12 protein-coding genes are annotated in these 18,183 nt (G+C 68.8%); 5 read left to right on the plus strand and 7 right to left on the minus strand.

Features of this window, described 5'->3' with window-relative positions:
- The first annotated feature begins 25 nt into the window (after positions 1-25).
- The 3 genes from CTB96_RS03225 to CTB96_RS03235 all read left to right on the plus strand — a co-directional run bounded on the left by CTB96_RS03225 (position 26) and on the right by CTB96_RS03235 (position 3,740).
- The gene (locus CTB96_RS03225; RefSeq protein ID WP_110125462.1) at positions 26-1,576 is read left to right on the plus strand and encodes an APC family permease; all 1,551 of its coding nucleotides are present in this window, start codon (positions 26-28) and stop codon (positions 1,574-1,576) included.
- A 197-nt stretch (positions 1,577-1,773) separates the two neighbouring features.
- Entirely contained in the window at positions 1,774-3,087 is a 1,314-nt protein-coding gene (locus tag CTB96_RS03230) for a glycosyltransferase 87 family protein (protein WP_181397111.1), read from the plus strand.
- 47 nt (positions 3,088-3,134) lie between these two features.
- A complete protein-coding gene (locus CTB96_RS03235) occupies positions 3,135-3,740 on the plus strand; it encodes a histidine phosphatase family protein (protein ID WP_110125464.1) in 606 nt (201 codons plus the stop codon).
- A 646-nt stretch (positions 3,741-4,386) separates the two neighbouring features.
- Here the strand turns inward: CTB96_RS03235 and CTB96_RS03240 are convergent.
- Positions 4,387-5,586: a class I SAM-dependent methyltransferase gene (locus CTB96_RS03240; protein WP_110125465.1), complete on the minus strand. Its 1,200-nt coding sequence runs from the start codon at positions 5,584-5,586 to the stop codon at positions 4,387-4,389.
- Between the two features lie 104 nt (positions 5,587-5,690).
- Here CTB96_RS03240 and CTB96_RS03245 point away from each other — a divergent pair, with 104 nt between their 5' ends.
- Positions 5,691-9,053, plus strand: a complete 3,363-nt coding sequence (locus tag CTB96_RS03245) for a DEAD/DEAH box helicase (RefSeq protein WP_110125466.1) — start codon at positions 5,691-5,693, stop codon at positions 9,051-9,053.
- A 6-nt stretch (positions 9,054-9,059) separates the two neighbouring features.
- Positions 9,060-9,908, plus strand: a complete 849-nt coding sequence (locus CTB96_RS03250; RefSeq protein WP_110125467.1) for a DUF1206 domain-containing protein — start codon at positions 9,060-9,062, stop codon at positions 9,906-9,908.
- Positions 9,909-10,022: 114 nt separating this feature from the next.
- Here CTB96_RS03250 and CTB96_RS03255 read toward each other — a convergent pair whose 3' ends face one another.
- Genes CTB96_RS03255 through CTB96_RS03280 form a run of 6 tightly spaced genes read right to left on the minus strand, consistent with a single transcriptional unit; the run spans position 10,023 to position 18,116 of the window.
- The gene (locus CTB96_RS03255; protein ID WP_110125468.1) at positions 10,023-10,706 is read right to left on the minus strand and encodes a GAP family protein; all 684 of its coding nucleotides are present in this window, start codon (positions 10,704-10,706) and stop codon (positions 10,023-10,025) included.
- 12 nt (positions 10,707-10,718) lie between these two features.
- Positions 10,719-12,173: a cardiolipin synthase gene (gene cls / locus CTB96_RS03260; protein ID WP_110125469.1), complete on the minus strand. Its 1,455-nt coding sequence runs from the start codon at positions 12,171-12,173 to the stop codon at positions 10,719-10,721.
- A gap of 3 nt (positions 12,174-12,176) precedes the next feature.
- Positions 12,177-13,232 (minus strand): AI-2E family transporter, encoded by a 1,056-nt coding sequence (locus CTB96_RS03265; protein WP_110125470.1) that lies wholly within the window; start codon positions 13,230-13,232, stop codon positions 12,177-12,179.
- The gene (locus CTB96_RS03270; RefSeq protein ID WP_110125471.1) at positions 13,229-14,773 is read right to left on the minus strand and encodes a leucyl aminopeptidase; all 1,545 of its coding nucleotides are present in this window, start codon (positions 14,771-14,773) and stop codon (positions 13,229-13,231) included. The genes CTB96_RS03265 and CTB96_RS03270 overlap by 4 nt, the downstream gene beginning before the upstream one ends.
- Positions 14,774-14,807: 34 nt before the next feature.
- Complete coding sequence (locus tag CTB96_RS03275; RefSeq protein ID WP_110125472.1) at positions 14,808-16,397, minus strand: SLC13 family permease; 1,590 nt, start codon at positions 16,395-16,397, stop codon at positions 14,808-14,810.
- Between the two features lie 9 nt (positions 16,398-16,406).
- Positions 16,407-18,116, minus strand: coding sequence for an MFS transporter (locus tag CTB96_RS03280; protein ID WP_110125473.1), 1,710 nt, complete (start codon positions 18,114-18,116; stop codon positions 16,407-16,409).
- Between the last annotated feature and the right edge of the window lie 67 nt (positions 18,117-18,183).

The following is an 18,183-nucleotide window of genomic DNA, read 5'->3' on the forward strand; positions in this document are numbered from 1 at the left end:
CACCAACGGAACAAAGGACAGGTCAATGGCACAGTCTCCCGCCTCAACTCCCGCCTCCTCCCCCGCCGCCGAACCCAGCACCGGAGGCATCTCCTCCAAGGGTCTGAGCGCCGGCTCCGTTGGCCTGCTCGGCGCCACGGTCATCGGCATCTCCTGCATCGCCCCGGCATACACGCTCACCGCGTCGCTCGGCCCCACCGTGGCCGCGGTCGGCACTCAGATGCCGGGCATCTTCATGGTCGGCTTCATCCCGATGCTGCTCGTGGCGTTGGGCTACCGCGAACTCAACAACGCGATGCCGGATGCCGGCACCTCGTTCACGTGGGCGACCCGCGCGTTCGGACCGTGGCTGGGCTGGATGGGCGGCTGGGGCCTGATCGTGGCCACCGTGGTGGTGCTGTCGAACCTCGCCGGGGTGGCGGTGGACTTCTTCTACCTCATGCTCGCGCAACTGTTCGGCAACCCCGACCTCGCCGACCTGGCCGCGAACGTGTGGATCAACATCCTCACCTGTCTGGTCTTCATGGTCGGCGCCTGTTACGTCTCCTACCGGGGCATGGAGACCACCAAGATGGTGCAATACGTGCTGGTGGCCTTCCAACTGCTGGTGCTGGTCTGGTTCAGCGTCGCCGCCCTGCTGCACTTCTCCAACGGCACCGCGTTCGACGCCCTCGGCTTCAGCATCGACTGGTTCAACCCGTTCCTCACCCCGTCGTTCTCCGCATTCGCCGCCGGGGTATCACTGTCGATCTTCATCTACTGGGGCTGGGACGTCACCCTCACCATGAACGAGGAGACCAAGGACCCCGAGACCACCCCGGGCCGGGCCGCGACCCTCACCGTGGGCATCATCTTCGCCCTCTACATTCTGGTGTCGGTCTCCGCGCTGATGTTTTCCGGCGTCGGCACCGGCGAGCTGGGCCTCGGCAACGAAGACATCCAGGGCAATGTGTTCGCCGCGCTGGCCGGGCCGGTGATGGGGCCGTTCGCCATCCTGATGTCGCTGGCCGTGCTCTCCAGCTCCGCCGCCTCGCTGCAGTCCACCTTCGTGGGCCCGGCCCGCACCATGCTCGCGATGGGGCACTACAAGGCGTTCCCCAACCGGTTCGCTGCGATCAGCCCGCGGTTCAAGTCGCCGGGGTTCGCCACCGTGATGGCCGGCGTGGTGGCGTGGGGCTTTTACGCGGTGATGCGAGTGCTGAGCACCGATGTGCTCACCGACACCATCCTCACCCTGGGCATCATGATCTGCTTCTACTACGGCGTCACCGCGTTCGCCTGCGTCTGGTTCTTCCGCCGCGAGGTGTTCGGCAGCGCGCGGGCGTTCTTCCTCAAACTGCTCGCCCCCCTGGTGGGCGGCGTGATCCTGGCCGTGATCTTCGCCACCACCCTGATCGACAGCACCAACCCCGACTACGGCAGCGGGTCGGAGATCGGCGGGGTGGGGCTGGTGTTCATCCTGGCGATCGTGCTGTTCGTGGCCGGCATCGTGCTGATGTTCATCATGCGGGCCGTCAACCCGGCGTTCTTCCAGGGCAAGACCCTCACCAAGGGGGTCTCGCGCGAGAAGGCCTGACCCGGACCGCCGCATCCGCGTGCCCGGGGGCACCGTGCACCAGGGCGGCCTGAATGCACTCTCAGGCGCCTGAGGCATTCGGACACCTTCTCGTCGTTTCGCTTTCACCTTCGATTCGTACACTCCGAAGTGACCCGCCGCGTGCGGGTGCGCGTGCCGGCTTCATCGGGTGTGACTGGGTTGAAAGTGACGTGCCAGTGTCCTATTTCGTTGAACTTGTCGATCAGCGGCTGATCACCCTCATCACCCCCGCACGGCGCGCCTGGTTGCAGAGCCCCCGCACGCTGCTGCTCGGCTTCGTGGGCCTGCACCTGCTCTTCCTGTTCGCGCTGCTGCCCACCATCCTCACCGGCCGGGTGCTCGGCGATCTGCCGCTCTACCGGGTCTGGGCCGAGCAGGCCCTCACGACCAACGTCTGGCAGGGCATCGACGTTGAGTGGGTGTACCCCATCGGCGCGCTCGTGCCGATCGTGCTGGCGGATGTCGCCGGCCCGCTGCTCTATCAACTGCTCTGGTTTCTCATGACCCTGGCCCTGAACGCCCTGGCGGTGGGCGTACTCACCGGATGGGGCCGCAATCGCGCCGGCTACAAGGCCGCGTGGTTCTGGCTGGCGATCAGCCTGGTGCTCAGCCCCGTCGGCCTGCTGCGGCTCGAGGGGCTCAGCGCGCCGCTGGTGATCATGGGGCTGGTGCTGCTCGCCCGGCGCCCGGTGATCGCCTCCGCCCTGCTCACCATCGCCACCTGGATCAAGGTCTGGCCGGCCGCGGTGATGCTCGCGGTGGTGGCGGCCAGCCGCCGGCGGGTCAGCGTGGTGCTCACCGGCGCCGCCGTGTCGACGGCCATCGCCGGCGCGGTGTGGGCGGCCGGGGGCATCCGCTTTCTCACCGGCTTCGTCACCATGCAGTCCGACCGGGCCCTGCAACTCGAAGCGCCGGTGACGACCCCGTGGGTGTGGTTGGCCGCGATCGGTCACCACGGCACCACCATCTACCAGAATCACGCCATCGCCACCCGGGAGGTGACCGGCCCCGGCACCACCTTTGCCGCATCGGCCATGACCCCGCTGATGTTCCTGGTGATGGCGGCGATCTTCGTGCTCCTGGTGGTGGCGTTGCGGCGCAGCCGCGACCACGCGCAGCTGGTGCTGATGGGCGCGCTCGCCCTGGTCAGCACCTTCGTGGTGCTCAACAAGGTGGGATCCCCGCAGTACATGCTCTGGATCGCCCCGGTCGTGGCCGTGGGAGTGGCACACGACTGGGCGCGCTGGCGGGTGCCGGCCTACCTGATGTTGGTGATCGGCGCTCTGACCACGCTGATCTTCCCGGTCTTCTACCTGCCGTTGGTGCACGGCGATGCGGGTGCGCTGCTACTGCTCACGCTGCGCAACGCACTGCTGGTGGTGCTGCTCGGCTGGTCGGTGCTGGCCCTCTGGCACACCGCACGGGTGGGCTCGACGGCATCCGTTTCGGTGCGTCGGCACGCGGATGCCCGGGGCCTGGCGACCAACTGACACCACCCGTTTGCGGGTCGGTCAGCCGCACACGGCAGAATAGGGGGGTGACTGCTACAACGACCTTCGCCCTCGTCCGCCACGGCCAGACCGACTGGAACGCCGCCGGGCGCATCCAGGGAGCCACAGACATTCCCCTGAACGACGTGGGCCGGGGCCAGGCGAACGACGCCGTCGCGCCGCTGTCGGAGTTCGAGTGGGACTTCGTGGTGGCGTCGCCGCTGGTGCGTGCGGCCGAGACCGCCGAGATCATCGCCGCCGACCTCGAGCTCGAGGTGACCCGCCACCTGCCCGGCCTGGTCGAACGCAACTACGGGCCCGCCGAGGGCCTCTCAGCGTCACCCGAACTCGACGCCCTGCGCGTCGGCGGCGAGTACGGCAGCTTCCGCGGCGCCGAGCCCGCGCAGAGCGTCTCCGACCGCGGCCTCGAGGCGCTTCGGAGCCTGGCCGAGGACTACCCGGGCGCCCGCATCATCGTGGTCTGCCACGGCACCCTGATCCGACTCAGCCTGATCGCCGCGCTCGAGGTGGAGATCCCGCCGATCCTGAACGCCGCCATCTCGGTCGTGAACTTCAACCCCGAAACCGGTTGGACCGCATCCATCATCAACAACGAGCTCCTCGACGCCGACCCCGCCCTGGCCGCGCTCTAGCTCGCTCCGCCGGTCGAGCTCGTCGAGACCCCGCGGGTTCGCGGGTCGAGCTCGTCGAGACCCCGCGGGCCAACCTGCAGGCGTCCCCACCCGCTGGTCGAGCTTGTCGAGACCCCGCAAGCCGTTCTCTGAACGCTCCCATCCCGCTGGTCGAGCTCGTCGAGACCCCGCAAGCCGATCTATGTACGTTCCCATCCCTCTCATTTACGGACTTCGCACCTTCGTTCGGCCTCCGCACTGTGCGAAGTCCGTAAACGAACTGACGACGGACGAGATGGGCGCGTCGGGCGGGCACGTCACCAGGTCTCGACAAGCTCGACCGGCGGAATGGCTACGTCGTTCGACTACCTCACCAGGTCTCGACAAGCTCGACCGGCGGAATGGCTACGTCGTTCGACTACCTCACCAGGTCTCGACAAGCTCGACCGGCGGAATGGCTAGGTCGTTCGACTACCTCACCGGGTCTCGACAAGCTCGACCGGCGGGGTGGGCGCGACTCACGGGCGAGCATCCGAAACCCCGCCGGATGCATCCCGACGGTCATCAAGCGCCCCAACCCACCTCATTTACGGACTTCGCACCTTCGCTAGGCCTCCGCACTATGCGAAGTCCGTAAACGAACGAACGAACGACGACGTGGCAGGCGTCAGCGGCGAGTGGAGACCGTGATGGTGAACTTGGTGTTGCGGGCCACCTGGTGGGTCTGCCCCACGATGCGGGTGAGCGCCGGGCGATAGCCCAGGTGGGTGTTCCACACCGCCCAGAGCTCGCCGCCGGGACGCAACACCCGGGCGGCGTCCTCGAAGAGCTTCAAGGCAATGCCGGCGTGCACCGACGACCCGATGTGGAACGGCGGGTTGAGCAGGATCAATTCGGAGGATGCATCCGGCTGGGTGCCTAGCGCATCATCGCGCAGCACCCGCACCCGGTCGGCCACACCGTTGGCCTGCATGGTGGCCGTGGCCGAGGCGACCGCGGCGGCGGACTGGTCGGTGGCCAGCACCTGCACGCCGGGCCGGCGCAGCGCGAGGGCGGCCGCGAGCACGCCGGTGCCACAGCCCAGGTCGATCGCCGTGGCGGCATCCGGCTTCATGCGGTCGAGATAGTCGAGCAGGAACCGGGTGCCGATGTCGATGGTGGTGCCGGCGAAGGCGGCACCGTGGGCGCACACGGTGAGGCCGAGGTCGGCGTGCTCCACGCTGCGCGGCCAGGAGGCGGCGCTGTCGTCGGGCAGGATCGGCCGCGTGGCCACCAGCACCCGCGACTTCTGCCGGGCGGGAGTCACGGTGAGCTCGTCGAAGTGCCGGCGCAGCACCTCGTTCATGGCCACGCTCATGTGCTTTATGCGCCCACCGGCGATCACGGTCACGTCATCGGCGGCAAACCGGGCGATGGCACCGGCCAGCTCGTCGAGCGCGGCGAGGCTGCGAGGCAGCTGCAGCAGCACCACGCGGGCGCCCTGCAACAGATCCGCGCCCAGCGGCAGATGCCGGTACGCGCCGGCCAGCCCGGCAAAAGGCTCGGACCCGGAGAGGTCGGCGGCGTTCCGGTCGAGAGCGTGCTCACCCGAGAGGGCGTCCTGGTGCACCCGGATGTTCGGCTGTGCGCCCAGCATCGCGGCAGCGGCCAGGGTCAGGGCGCCGTAATGGTCCTCGAGCACCACGACCTGGCCCGGCGTAAGCCCGGCGAGCGCGGCTGTCTCGCTCGACCCGGCAGCCCCGGCCTGCCCGGCGATCGCGGCAGCGGCCTCGTCCAGGATCAGCCGGTCGCTGGCATCCACGGCGAACAGATTGGCAGCCTCGACGTCGGGCCAGCGGCGCAGGCGCTCGAACGGAAACTCAGGCATCCGCTCAGGATAGCCGCCCGGGAACTCGAGCGGCTCCGGAGTGCCGCCGCGGCGTGGGACAATGAGAGACCCCTGTTCCCCGATCGTCTTGGACACCGCACCCTATGGCCCACAACCTCAGCGATCTGCAGATCGCGCGCCTCGTCGGGCCACAGGCGTATTCGCGCGGGGTGCGCTACGCCAAGGAGGGCCGGGTCGAGGACCAGGTCTGGCAACAGGGCGGCAGCCGACTGCTCGGCACCGTCGGCGGCACCCAGGCCCGCCCCTACGACGTCACCGTCACCTTCCAGCAGGACGCCAGTGGCACGGTCGTGCGCGCATCCGGCACCTGCAGCTGCCCGATGGGCCTGAACTGCAAGCACGTCGTCGCCCTGCTGCTGGCCAGCCGCTCTAGCGCCGCCGACCTGGCCCGCACGCCGCGTGCGGCGGATTCCCAGCGAACCATGACCGCCGCGCCCGCCACCTGGCAGAGCGCGCTGGCCCCGCTCACCCGCGCGCCCGTGGCCGAGCCCACCACCGGCACCGCGCTGGCGTTGCAGTTCGAACTGTTGCCGCCGCCGCGCGCCGCCCGGCTGCCCGCCCCGACGGTGTCGCTGGCCCGCCTCGGCGTGCGCCCGATGGTGCGCGGCAAGAAGAACAAGTGGATTCGCGGCAACCTCACCTGGGACAACCTGGCCTACTCGCGCGGCATGCTCAACCGAGCCCAACTGCGGGTGCTCACCGCCCTGTTTGAGGTGTATTCCTCCGGCCAGCGCTATCACGTGACCACCGACCCGTGGTTGCACCTCGACGGCTTCGCCAACCGCGCCCTCTGGGGGCTGCTCGGCGAGGCCCGCGAAGCCGGCATCCCGTTCATCGGCACCACGCCCGGCCAGGACCCGGTGACCGTGGCCACCGACCCCGCCGAGCTCTCCCTCGACATCCGCCGCGACGAACGCGGCCTCACCCTCTCGCCCACCATCTCGCTCGACGGCCACGCGCTCAGCCGCAGCACCCTCGGCTACATCGGCGACCCGGCACACGGCCTGTTCACCTGGTCGACCGCGAGCGCCACGACACGCCTCACCATCGCCCCGCTCGCCCGTCAGCTCGGCCGCGACCTGCGGGTGCTCGCCGCCGCCGACACCCCGATCACGGTTCCGCCCGACGAAGAGAACGTCTTCCTCGCCGACTTCTACCCCTACCTGCGCGGCCAGCTCACCCTCACCAGCATCGACGGCAGCTTCGACCTGCCCGACACCGCCCGGCCGGTTCTGGCCGTGTTGATCAGCGCCCAGGCGGATGCCCGCATCACCCTGCACTGGGAATGGCACTACACCGGCGGCCCGGGCGGTTCCGGCGGCCCAGCGATCGCGCCGTTGCGCGGCCCGGCCACCGAGGATGCCCCGGCCGGCTACCGCGACACCGCCGATGAGACCCGGGTGCTGCACGCGGTGGGGGAGATCTTCGCCGGCTTCCCCGCCCACCTGCCCGCACTGTTCGCAGCCCAGGACCCGGCTCCCGATGTGGACCCGGCAGCTCCGGGCATCCTGCGCGCCGACGCCACCCTCGACGGGGCCCGCATGATCGAATTCCTCGAATCGGTGCTGCCGGTGCTCGAGGCGCACGACGACCTCGACGTGCAGTTCGTCGGCGAGGCCCCGGAGTACCGCGAGGCCAGCGCCCCGCCCACCCTCACCTTCGCCACCTCGGCCCGGCCGGAGAGCCGGGACTGGTTCGACCTCTCGGTGCGCGTCACCGTCGACGGCGACGAGGTGCCCTTCGACGAGGTCTTCCGCGCCCTGGCCACCGGCCAGGAACTGATGATCCTGCAGGACGGCACCTACTTCAGCCTCGACCGGCCCGAGCTACAGCAGCTCAAGCACCTGATCGAGGAGGCCCGCGGGCTGCAGGACTCCCCCAACGACTCGCTGCGCATCAACCGGGCCCAGTCCGACCTGTGGGAAGAACTGCAGGACCTGGGCAGCGCCGAAGCCGAAGCCGCCGCCTGGCGCGACACCCTCGCCGGCCTGGCCGACGGCGCCGCGATCGCCGAACGGCCCCTGCCGGCCGCAGTGCACGCCTCGCTCCGGCCCTACCAGCAGACCGGGTACGACTGGCTCGGCTTCCTCTACGACACCGGCCTCGGCGGGGTGCTCGCCGACGACATGGGCCTCGGCAAGACCCTGCAGGCCATCGCCCTGATCGTCGACGCGCGCGAACGCCAGGCCGCGGGCGAGGAACGCAAGCCCTTCCTCGTGGTGGCGCCCACCAGCGTTGTACATAACTGGGCCACCGAGTGCGCCCGGTTCGCGCCGGGCCTTTCCGTGGCTGCCGTCACCGAGACCACCGCCAAGCGCGGCGGGTCGCTCGCCCAAGCCGTGGCCACGGCGGATGTCGTGATCACCTCCTACACACTCTTCCGGCTCGACTTCGACGAATACGACGCCGTCAGCTGGGCCGGCCTGCTGCTCGACGAGGCCCAGTTCGTGAAGAACCACAAGTCCCGCGCGCACCACTGCGCCAAGCGGCTGCAGGCCCCGTTCAAGCTCGCCATCACCGGCACGCCATTGGAGAACAACCTGATGGAGCTGTGGAGCCTGCTCTCCATCACCGCGCCGGGCCTGTTCCCCAACGCCGCCCGGTTCGCCGAGTACTACCAGCGACCGATCGAGACCCAGGCCGACGGCGACCGGCTCACCCAGCTGCGCCGGCGCATCCGCCCGTTCATGCTGCGCCGCACCAAGGACCAGGTCGCCAGCGACCTGCCCGCCAAGCAGGAACAGGTGCTGCAGCTCGAGCTGCACCCGCGCCACCGCCGGGTGTACCAGATGCACCTGCAGCGGGAGCGGCAGAAGGTACTCGGCCTGCTCGGCGACCTCAACCAGAACCGGTTCGAGATCTTCCGGTCGATCACCATGCTGCGCCAGCTCAGCCTGGATGCGTCGCTGTACGACGAGAAGTACAACGACACTCCGTCGAGCAAGCTCGATGTGCTGATGGAGCTGCTCGAAGACGTGGTCGCCGAGGGGCACCGTACCCTGATCTTCAGCCAGTTCACCGGCTATCTCAGCAAGGTGCGTGCCCGGCTCGACGCCGCCGGCGTGAGTTACTCCTATCTGGACGGACGCACCCGCAACCGCGCCGCGGCGATCGACGGGTTCAAGAACGGCGACACGTCGGTGTTCCTGATCAGCCTCAAGGCCGGCGGGTTCGGCCTCAACCTCACCGAGGCGGACTACTGCATCCTGCTCGACCCGTGGTGGAACCCCGCCGCCGAGGCGCAGGCCGTGGACCGGGCGCACCGGATCGGCCAGACCAAGAACGTCATGGTCTACCGGCTGGTGGCCACCGACACGATCGAAGAGAAGGTGATGGCGCTCAAGGCCGTCAAGGCCAAGCTCTTCGACAGCGTGATGACCGACGGCGCCACCGGCGGCACCGGCCAGGGGCTCACCGCCTCCGACATCCGCGAACTGCTCGAGTAACCCCCAGTGAGCGATTTTCCCGCCGATCCGGCGGTAGACCGGGCTGCCGAGGCCCGCGAGCGCATGAAGGACGCCGCTCAGCGGGCCCACCGCAACAAGTCGGTGCGCGCATCCGCCCGGCTCGGCCTGCTGGCCAACGGCCTGGTGCACGCCCTGATCGGCGGCACCGCGCTGCGCCTCGCGAACGGTGGCACCGGCGAAGCCGACCAGATGGGCGCTCTCACCGCCATCTCGAGCGGCCCCGGCGGCGTCGTGGTGCTGTGGCTGTCCACGGTGGCGCTGTGGGGCCTGGCGCTCTGGCAGGGCACCAACGCCGCGATCGTGATGGCGCCCAACCGGCGGGTGTTGGTGTTCCGCCGGCTGCTCAACATCGGCAAGGCGCTGGGCTTCGGCCTGCTCGGCCTGGTCACCTTCGCGGTGGCGCTCGGCGCTCGGGCCGGCGGCAGCGAAGCCGTGGAAGAAGCCGACGCCGCCATCGTCGAGAGCCCGGTGGGCCTGTTCCTGCTGCTCGTAGTGGGCACCACGGTGGGCATTATCGGCGGCGGACTGGTCTGGCGCGGGGTGCGCCGCAATTTCCGCGAGGAGCTGCGTTACCTGTGGGGGCCCACCAAGGTCGTGGTGCTCACCCTCGGCGTCTTCGGCCACGTCGCCAAGGGCCTGGCGTTCCTCGTCACGGGCAGCCTGCTCGTGGCCGCCGCGGTATTCGCCGACTCCCGCTGGGTGGGCGGCCTCGACGCGGGGCTGCGCTACCTGCTCACGCTGCAGTCCGGGCCGATCCTGCTGAACGTGGTGGCCGCCGGCCTGATCGCGTTCGGCCTGTACCTCGTGGCCCGGGCGGCGTTCCTGCGGCACTGAGCCCGCCCGGAGAGGCAGCTGCCGCGAACTGTTCCCCGTGGGCGCCGCCGGCGTGCAGGGCAGCAAGCCGTAAGAGCGATGCGCAAAATCACCTCGACCGGTCGCGCCGCCCGCTCAGGCCACTCGCACGACGAGCGCCCACCCGCCCGCGAACACCAGAACTACCCCGACCACCAGGGTGGTGGCAGTGGTGATGACCCGCATCCTGCGCACCAACCACTCGCCAAGCCGCTCGAGGGAGGACCGCACCGCCCTGCCCCCGAACGCATAGGCGAACACGGGACCGAGCATCGTCAGCGACGCCACCACCGTGAACACCCCGAACGACACCGTGGCTGCGCCGGGGCCGGTCGCGCCGCCCAGGATGATCACACCGGCTGCCGCCGCTGCCGCCAGGTTCTTCGGCCGGAACGCGGCGTAACCCACGCCGATCAACGCGGCGCGCAGCGGGGTGAGCCGGCCGAGCACGCCCATCCACCGGGGCATCGGCACCTCGGTTCCCTGGCTGGGCCGGCGCTGCCACTGCAGCACACCGAGCACGATCAGCCCGCTGCCGAGCAACAACGGTACCCCCACCTGGAACGCGCCGACCTCCGCCGACCGGGTGTACGGCAGCAGCGACGAGAGCGCGGCGAGCCCGGTGGTGGCCAACGCGACCCCCACGAACCAGCCAATGCCGAACCCGGCACCGGATGTGAATCCATGGGGTGAGAAGACCAGCATCAGCAGGGCCGCGACCGGCAGCGGGCTGAGCGCGATGGTCAGCGCCAGCGGCACCAGCGGCATCCAGTCGGTCACAACCGTCTCCTCTTACTGCAGTGAGGACGTCAGGCGGGCCAAGTTGTCTCCTACTTTGGCGGGCAGCGGTCGGTTCAGCCAGTCCGCCAGTTCGAGCTTGTCGCTGTTGACGCGGTAGTCGTCTTCCACCTCGCGCATCCGGTCAACGAACTCGCGCCCGTGCACCAGCACCGAGACCTCCATGTTGAGGCTGAACGAGCGGATGTCCATGTTGCTGGAGCCCACCACCGCCACGTCGTCGTCGACGGTGAAGTGTTTGGAGTGCAACACCGTCGGTTCACGGAAGAGGTAGATGGACACTCCGGCGCGCAGCAGTTCCTCATAGTACGAGCGCTGTGCGTGATAGACCAGTGCCTGATCGCCGATCGCCGAGACGAACAGCTCCACCTCCACCCCGCGGGAGGCGGCGGTGACGATGGCGAGCATGGTCGATTCCTCGGGCACGAAGTAGGGGCTGGTGATGCTGACGCGGTGTTCGGCCTTGTGGATGAGCAGGGCGTAGAGCTTGAGGTTGTTGTCGTTCTCGAAGCTCGGGCCGCTGGGAAGGACCTGGGCGTCGAGCAGGTCCGGCGAGGGATCGAGCACCACGGGGCTGGCGTCGAAGGGAAGCAGCACATCCGTTTCGCTGTACCAGTCGGTGATGAAAACCGCGTTGAGCTCGCGTACGACGGGACCTTCGAGCTTCACCATCAGCTCGTGCCAGCGCAGGCCACGCTTGATGTTGGCGGGTTTGAGGTAGCTGGAGTCGATCAGGTTCTGCGAGCCGGTGAAGCCCAGCCGGCCGTCGACCACGAGCAGCTTACGGTGGTTGCGCAGGTCGGGCCGGCGCCACTGGCCGCGGAACGGCCGGAGCGGCAGCATCCCGCGCCACTCGGCGCCCATCGCGTCGAACGCGGCCAGGGTTTCCCTGCGGTTCGGCAACCGCAGGCCGGCGAGGTGGTCGGAGAGCACATTGACCCGCACCCCGCGGGCACGGGCCCGGGCGAGCGCGTCGAAGAACGGCTGGGTGACGGTGTCGAGCACCAGGATGTAGAACTGCACGTGCACGTAGTCGGTGGCGGTGTCGATGGCCTCGGCCATGCAGGCGATCGACCCGTCGTAGTCCGGCAGCAGTCCGGCGCGGTTGCCGCCCACCATGGGCAGGGCGCCCAGGTTGCGGTTCAACCGCACCGCCGAGACCAGCCAGTCCGGCCACTCGTCGCGGTGGCTGAGCTGTTCCAGGCCCTCGGTGCGGGCCAGGATCAATTCGTTGACCTCCCGCTGCTTCTCCCGGCGGCGTCTCGGCAACCGGCCGAAGCCCACCAGGAGGAAGGCCAGCGCGCCGAGGTAGGGAACGAAGATGATCGCCAGAATCCAGGCGATCGCGGCCGACGGCCGACGGTTTCCGGAGATGTACACGGCGGCGACAAACACGATCGCGGCGTGCAGCACGATCAGCAGCACCGCGCCGATCTCCACGTCGAACACCGCTCAGGCCCGGTTCTGGGCCGGCACAACGACCTTCTTCATGATCAGCAGCACGGATGCGCTGACCGGGCAGGCGATCAACGCGCCGAGGAGGCCCAGGAGGGTGCCGCCCACGAGGGCGCCGATCAGCACCAGCGACCCGGGGATGTTGATGGCCTTGCCCACGATGCGCGGGGTGAGCACGTACGACTCAAGCTGCACGTAGGCCAGCATCACGATCAACACGACAACGGCGGTGGATGGCGATGTGAACAGTGACACAAAGGTGATGATCACGGTATTGATCACGCTGCCCACCAGCGGGATCAGCGTGATCGGGAAGGCCAGCACCGCGAGCAGCGCCGCGTACCGGACCCCGCACACGCTGAGCAGGATGAAGGTGAAGGCAGCGTTCATCGCCGCGAGCACCACCATGCCGCCGAGGTAGGCGCCCACCGACGAGGCGATGGTTTCGGCGAGCTCGATGAAGCCTTCCCGCCTGGACGCCGGCACCAGGGAGTACGCCGCGGCCTTGATGCTCTCCAGCCCCGCCACGAAATAGATGGTGAGCACGATCACGAAGACCGTGCCCACGATGCCGTTGAGGAACCCCGCGCCGACCCGCAGCGCCCCGCCGCCCACGGCCAACCACACGTTGGGATCGGCGCTGGCGTCGGCGAGCCAGGCCAGTACCGGGGTGAGATAGCCGCCAGCGGACTGATTGACGCTGATGAACCAGGCCTGGTCTTCGATGCGGTCGAACCCGGTGGGCAGGTACTGCGCCAGGGCCGCCGATTGGGTGATCACGATGGGCACGATCAGCCAGATCAGCAGGCTCAGCAGCACGAGGAACGCCCCCAGCACGGTCAGGACCGCGCCGATTCTGGAGAAGCCGCGCCCCTCCAGCGCCTGCACGGTGGGATAGAGCCCCAGGCAGATGAAGAGGGCGACGAAGATCAGGGTGAGTGCCGTGCTCAGCGAGACGATCGCCGAGCCGAGCAGCAGCGCGAGCAGCACGCCGAGGGTGGCGACGAAGCCGATGCGGAACGGCCCGCCGGAGAGCAACCGGAACTCGGTCATGGCGCGGCCGGTGCGACCGGCAGGAAGTTCGACGCGAGTTCGATCAGCAGTCGGGTGCCGAAACCGGTGGCGCCCTGGCTGCGCCAGGATTCGTCCTTCTCGGCCTGCATGGTGCCGGCGATGTCGAGGTGTGCCCAGGGCACCTCGCCCACGAAATCGGCCATGAACAACGCCGCGATGGTGGCGCCGGCGTACTTGCCGCCCATGTTCGACATGTCGGCCACCTCGGAATCCAGTTGAGACCGGTAGCGCTTCTCCAGCGGCAGCTGCCAGATGGACTCGTCGGTCTGGGCTCCGGCTGCGCTGGCCTGGTCGATCAGCGGCTGGCTGGTGCCGAACACCGCCGCGGTGTGCATGCCGAGGGCGGCCAGGGCAGCACCGGTGAGGGTGGCGATGTCCACGATGGCATCAGGGTTGTCTTCGACGGCCAGCACGAGACCGTCCGCGAGCACCAGGCGCCCTTCCGCGTCGGTGTTCTTCACCTCCACGGTGGTGCCACCGCGGATGGTGAGCACGTCGCCGAGCTTCATCGCCGAGCCGGAGGGCATGTTGTCGGTGCACATCAGGAACGCGGTGACCGCCGTGGCGCAGCCGACATCGCGCAGTGCCATCATGGCGGCGAACACAGCGGCGGCTCCGGCCATGTCCATCTTCATGGCCAGGTGCATGGGGTCGGAGGGCTTGAGCGAGATTCCGCCGGAGTCGTACATGATGCCCTTGCCCACCAGGGCCAGGTGCGCCGGCGGGACGCCGTCCGCGGTGGGCTCCGGCGTGTATACCAGCTTGACGATGCGCGGCTCTTCGACGCTGCCGGCGTTCACCCCGAGCAGGCCGCCGCAGCCGAGATCGATGATCTGCTGCTTGTCGAAGACCGTCACCTCGAGGCTGTGCTCGCCGCCGACAGACACGGCGAGGTCGGCGATGTCGGTGGCGGTGAGGTGCCCGGGCGGCGTGTTCGCCAGGTCGCGGGCCAGGTTCGCGGCCCTCGCCATGATTTCGCCCGCGTGCGCGCCCGTGGTCACTCCCTCTGCGTCCTCCGGGGTGGCGAGGATGTCGAGGGAGATCAGGGGCACGTGGGTGCTGGACGGCTTTAGTGCCGTGTAGCGGTAACGCGCCAGCAGAACGCCTTCGGTGAGGGCCTGGCCCACCTGTGCGGCGTCGATCGAAACGTGGGCGCCCGGGTACAGGCCGATACGGGCGTGCCGGTGGGCGGCGCGGGCGAAAGTCGCGGCGGCATCCCGAAGTCCAGCCTCGGTGAGGTCGCCGGAGGGTCCGGTGCCCACCAGGAAGAGCTGGGGTCCGGTGAGCTGGGGCAGCAGGATCGACTGGCCGGCTTTGGCGTCGAATCCGGATCGGGTGAGAGCGTCGCGGTCGATCGCCAGGTCTTCCGGCAGATCTCCGGTCGGTCCGACCAGGTAGCCGACGGCATCCAGCCCCACGGCCAGATCGGTGACCACGAGCACACCGACGGCTCGGGAGGGATCTAGGGACGGCACCGCGCTAAACGAGGCGGGGATCAGTTTGTGCGTACCGAGGGACATCGAAGGCTCCTTTGTTGACAGGCGGGACTGCAGATCAGGGGTCGAAGGGCCAGATGGCCGGCACCAGCAGAGTGGCGACGGTGAGGAAAAGCACCACCAGGGGCAAGCCGAGCTTCCAGTAGTCGCCGAATTTGTAGGCGCCGGGGCCGAGCACCATGGTGTTGGCGGGAGTGGCGACCGGAGTCAAAAAAGACGCGGCCGCGGCGACGGCGACGCCCATCAGGAACGGTAGCGCCGAGATGCCGGTCTCGGCGGCGATCGCGATCGCGATCGGCGCCACGATCAGAGCGGTGGCCATGTTGCTGATCAGCTGGCCGAGAACCACCGTGACCAGGGCGATGCCGAACAGAAGCAGGTACGGGCTCGGCGCGCCGTCGCCGCTGACCCGGTCGACCACGTCGACCAGCCCGGAGGCGAGCAGGTCGGCGGCGCCCGTGACCTGGATGGCGGTAGACAGCGGGATCATGCCGCCCACCAGGATCAGGGTGGTCCAGGACATCGACCGGTGCGCCTGCGGGATGGTGAGCACTCGCAGCACGATCATGGCGCAGGCAGCGAGGAGCGCGGCGACCGCGGGCGGCACCAGCCCGGTCGCGAGCAGCACCACCATGGCACCCAGCACGATCAGCGCGATCCGGCCGCGCGTGCCCATGGGAACGGCCTGCCGGAGAATGCTGGCCGGTTCATCGACGACGAGCACGCTCGGGTCGCTGTTAGCCAGGTCGAGGGCGTCCCAGGTGCCGCGCAGCACCATCACATCACCCGCGGCCAGCACGGTCTCGTTGAGGTCGTCGCCGCTGCGCTGGATGGCCACGATGATCAGGTGGCCGCTGTCGGTGACCATGCCGGGAAAGACCCGTTGACCCACGAACGGCGACCGGGGCGGAACCAGTACCTCGGTCAGGCCGATCTCGCGGTCGAGCAGCGCATCCGGGGTGCCGATCGCCGAGAGCCGGTATTGCTTGGCGAGGGTGTCGGCGTGTTCGCTGAGGTCCCGTGGAGCGGACGGCGCGAGCCTGGCCGGCAGCAACTTCCCACCGAACAGCACCGTGATCAGAATGGTGCCGGTGATCAGCGGCAAGCCCACGAGCGCGAACTCGAAGAAGCCGAACGCCCGCTCGCCGTTCTGCACGGCCAGCTCGGAGACGAGCACGTTCACCGGCGTGCCGGTCAGCGCCAGCAGCGACCCTGCGTGCGCCCCGAAAGCCAGCGGCATCAGCATGCGCGATGGCGGCTGCCCGATGCGCATGGCCAGCACCACCACCATCGGCAGCAGGGCAGCGACGGCGCCGTTCACGCTGATCAAGGCCGTGACCACGGCCACCAGCACCATCACCAGAACCAGCAGCCGGCGCTTGCTTGCGCCGGCCCTGGTGACCAGGCGCTCGCCCACGAAGGTGGTCACTCCGGTGGCGTCCAGCGCTTCACTGACCACGAACAGGGCGGCGATGAAGACGATGACGGGGTCACCGAACCCGGCCAGGGTCTCGGTGAAGCTCAGGACCCCGGTACCGAACAGCGCGAGCGCGACGCCAATGGCGACGATCTCCACCGGAAGACGGTTCCAGACGAAGAGCACCACGGCGGCCGCGAGCACGACCATCGTGATCGCGATGGGATCCACGAAGCTCGCCTATTGCCCGGGGATGCGGCTGGACGGGAGCGAGGGCGCCGCCGGCTTGTCGTCGTCGGGATCGTCGCCGGCTTCTCTGCCGCTGGAGAGCACCGCGGGGATGTCGCCGGGACGGTAGTCGGGCATGCGGCCCGCCGGAATGATGGCGAGCAGCGCGATGCCGGCCAGGCCGAGCAGGGAGATCTGCAGAGCCCGCAGCCGGGCATCCGCGTTGATCAGCACGGCCTCGTCGACTTGAGCCTGGCTGGCGTCGGTCTCGCTGAGCACTTGTTCGAGCCGTTCGTTGGTGACGAAGTTGGCGTCGTCGAGCGGCACCTGGGCGATCAGCTCCGGCGGCAAGGTGGGGCTTTCGGCAGCGGCGGTGCTGATCAGGGTGCTGAGCAGTCCAACCGCGAAGACACTGGCCACGGCGATGCCGATCGAGCCGGAGATGTTGTGCACGAGGCCGCGCCAGGCGCCCACATCACCCGCCAACCGCTTCGGCGCGGCCGAGAGCAGCGTGTTGAACACCAGCGCCACGATCGCCCCCTGACCGAGACCCAGGATGATCAGGCCGAGGATCACCACGATCTGTTCCCACTCGTTGCGGATGGTGAAGCCCAGAATGGTCAGGCCCAGGGCCACAACCACGAAACCGACCCGACCGATGTTGTGCGGCGGGTACTTGCTGTAGAGGTTGGCGACCAGCGTGCTGGCGACGAAAATCGAGAGGGTGTAGGGAATGATCGAGATGGACGTCTCGAAGCTGGACCGCCCTTGGACGATCTGGATGTAGAGCGGGATCAGGAAGTTCGCGGCGGTTCCGACGAAGAGCATCGCGGCCATCGCGAAGGTGGTGGCCTTCTCTGAGCCGCTTTTGAGCACGTCGAGGTCGAAGATCTGGGGTTTGTGCGCGGCCTTCTGCCGGCGCAGCCAGACGAAGAAGGCCTGCCCACCGATGATGCCGAGGATGATCAGCAGGGGCGCGGGCGAGATCCCGAGGATGGTGAACGGGGCCGCGTCGGTCGCCAGCACAACGCCCCAGGTGTTCAGGCCGCTGAAGCCGAAGCTGAGCAGGATGATCGAGCCGGCGGCCAGCAGGGCCCCCACCCAGTCAATGCTGATGTCGCGTTGCGGCGGCACTACCTTGAGCCGGAAGCTGAGCAGCAGGTTCACCACTGCGAGCACCACGATCAGGGCGAAGGAGAAGCGCCAGCCGATGGTGGAGGCGAAGGTTCCGGCGATGAGCAGCGCGAGCACACCGGCGGCGGGAATGGCGGCGGCCAGGTAGCCGATGGCCTTGGCCTGCTGCGCACCGTGGAAGTTCGCGGCGATGAAGACGACCAGGGCGGGGGCGATGAGGGCGATTACGGCTCCGGAGGCGGCCTGGGCGACGAAGAGCATGATCGGGCTCACGCTGAGCGCCACGGCGGCCATCGCCAGGCCGTGGATGACGACCGCGATCTGGAACACCAGTCGCGAGCCGAACTTGGCGCCGATCTTGGCGCCGAGCAGGATGAACGCCGCCATCGCGAAGGTACCGGCGGTGATGGCCGTGCCCACGCTCGTGGCGGGGGTGTCGAGGTCGCTGGTGATGCCCTGCATTGACACCGTGAGCGCGTTCACCGCGAACGAGGCCTGAATCTGGGTGAGGACCACCACGATCAGGGGCAGCCAGGAGACCTTCGCCGTGTCGGTCACGTACTTTCTCGCGGTGTTGGATGCGGCCATTACGGCTCCCCTCGTTCACCCGGGCCGGGTCAAAATGACCCTATGGCCGCCGCGCGTACCGCGGGCC

This window comes from Cryobacterium arcticum (assembly GCF_003185895.1).
In the GTDB taxonomy this organism is placed as follows: Bacteria; Actinomycetota; Actinomycetes; order Actinomycetales; family Microbacteriaceae; genus Cryobacterium; species Cryobacterium arcticum.

Coding starts and splice junctions, on each gene's coding strand:
- CTB96_RS03225 (WP_110125462.1), top strand. CDS start 26: ATGGCACAGTCTCCCGCCTCAACTCCCGCCTCCTCCCCCGCCGCCGAA.
- CTB96_RS03240 (WP_110125465.1), bottom strand. CDS start 5,586: ATGCCTGAGTTTCCGTTCGAGCGCCTGCGCCGCTGGCCCGACGTCGAG.
- CTB96_RS03245 (WP_110125466.1), top strand. CDS start 5,691: ATGGCCCACAACCTCAGCGATCTGCAGATCGCGCGCCTCGTCGGGCCA.
- CTB96_RS03265 (WP_110125470.1), bottom strand. CDS start 13,232: ATGACCGAGTTCCGGTTGCTCTCCGGCGGGCCGTTCCGCATCGGCTTC.
- CTB96_RS03270 (WP_110125471.1), bottom strand. CDS start 14,773: ATGTCCCTCGGTACGCACAAACTGATCCCCGCCTCGTTTAGCGCGGTG.
- CTB96_RS03280 (WP_110125473.1), bottom strand. CDS start 18,116: ATGGCCGCATCCAACACCGCGAGAAAGTACGTGACCGACACGGCGAAG.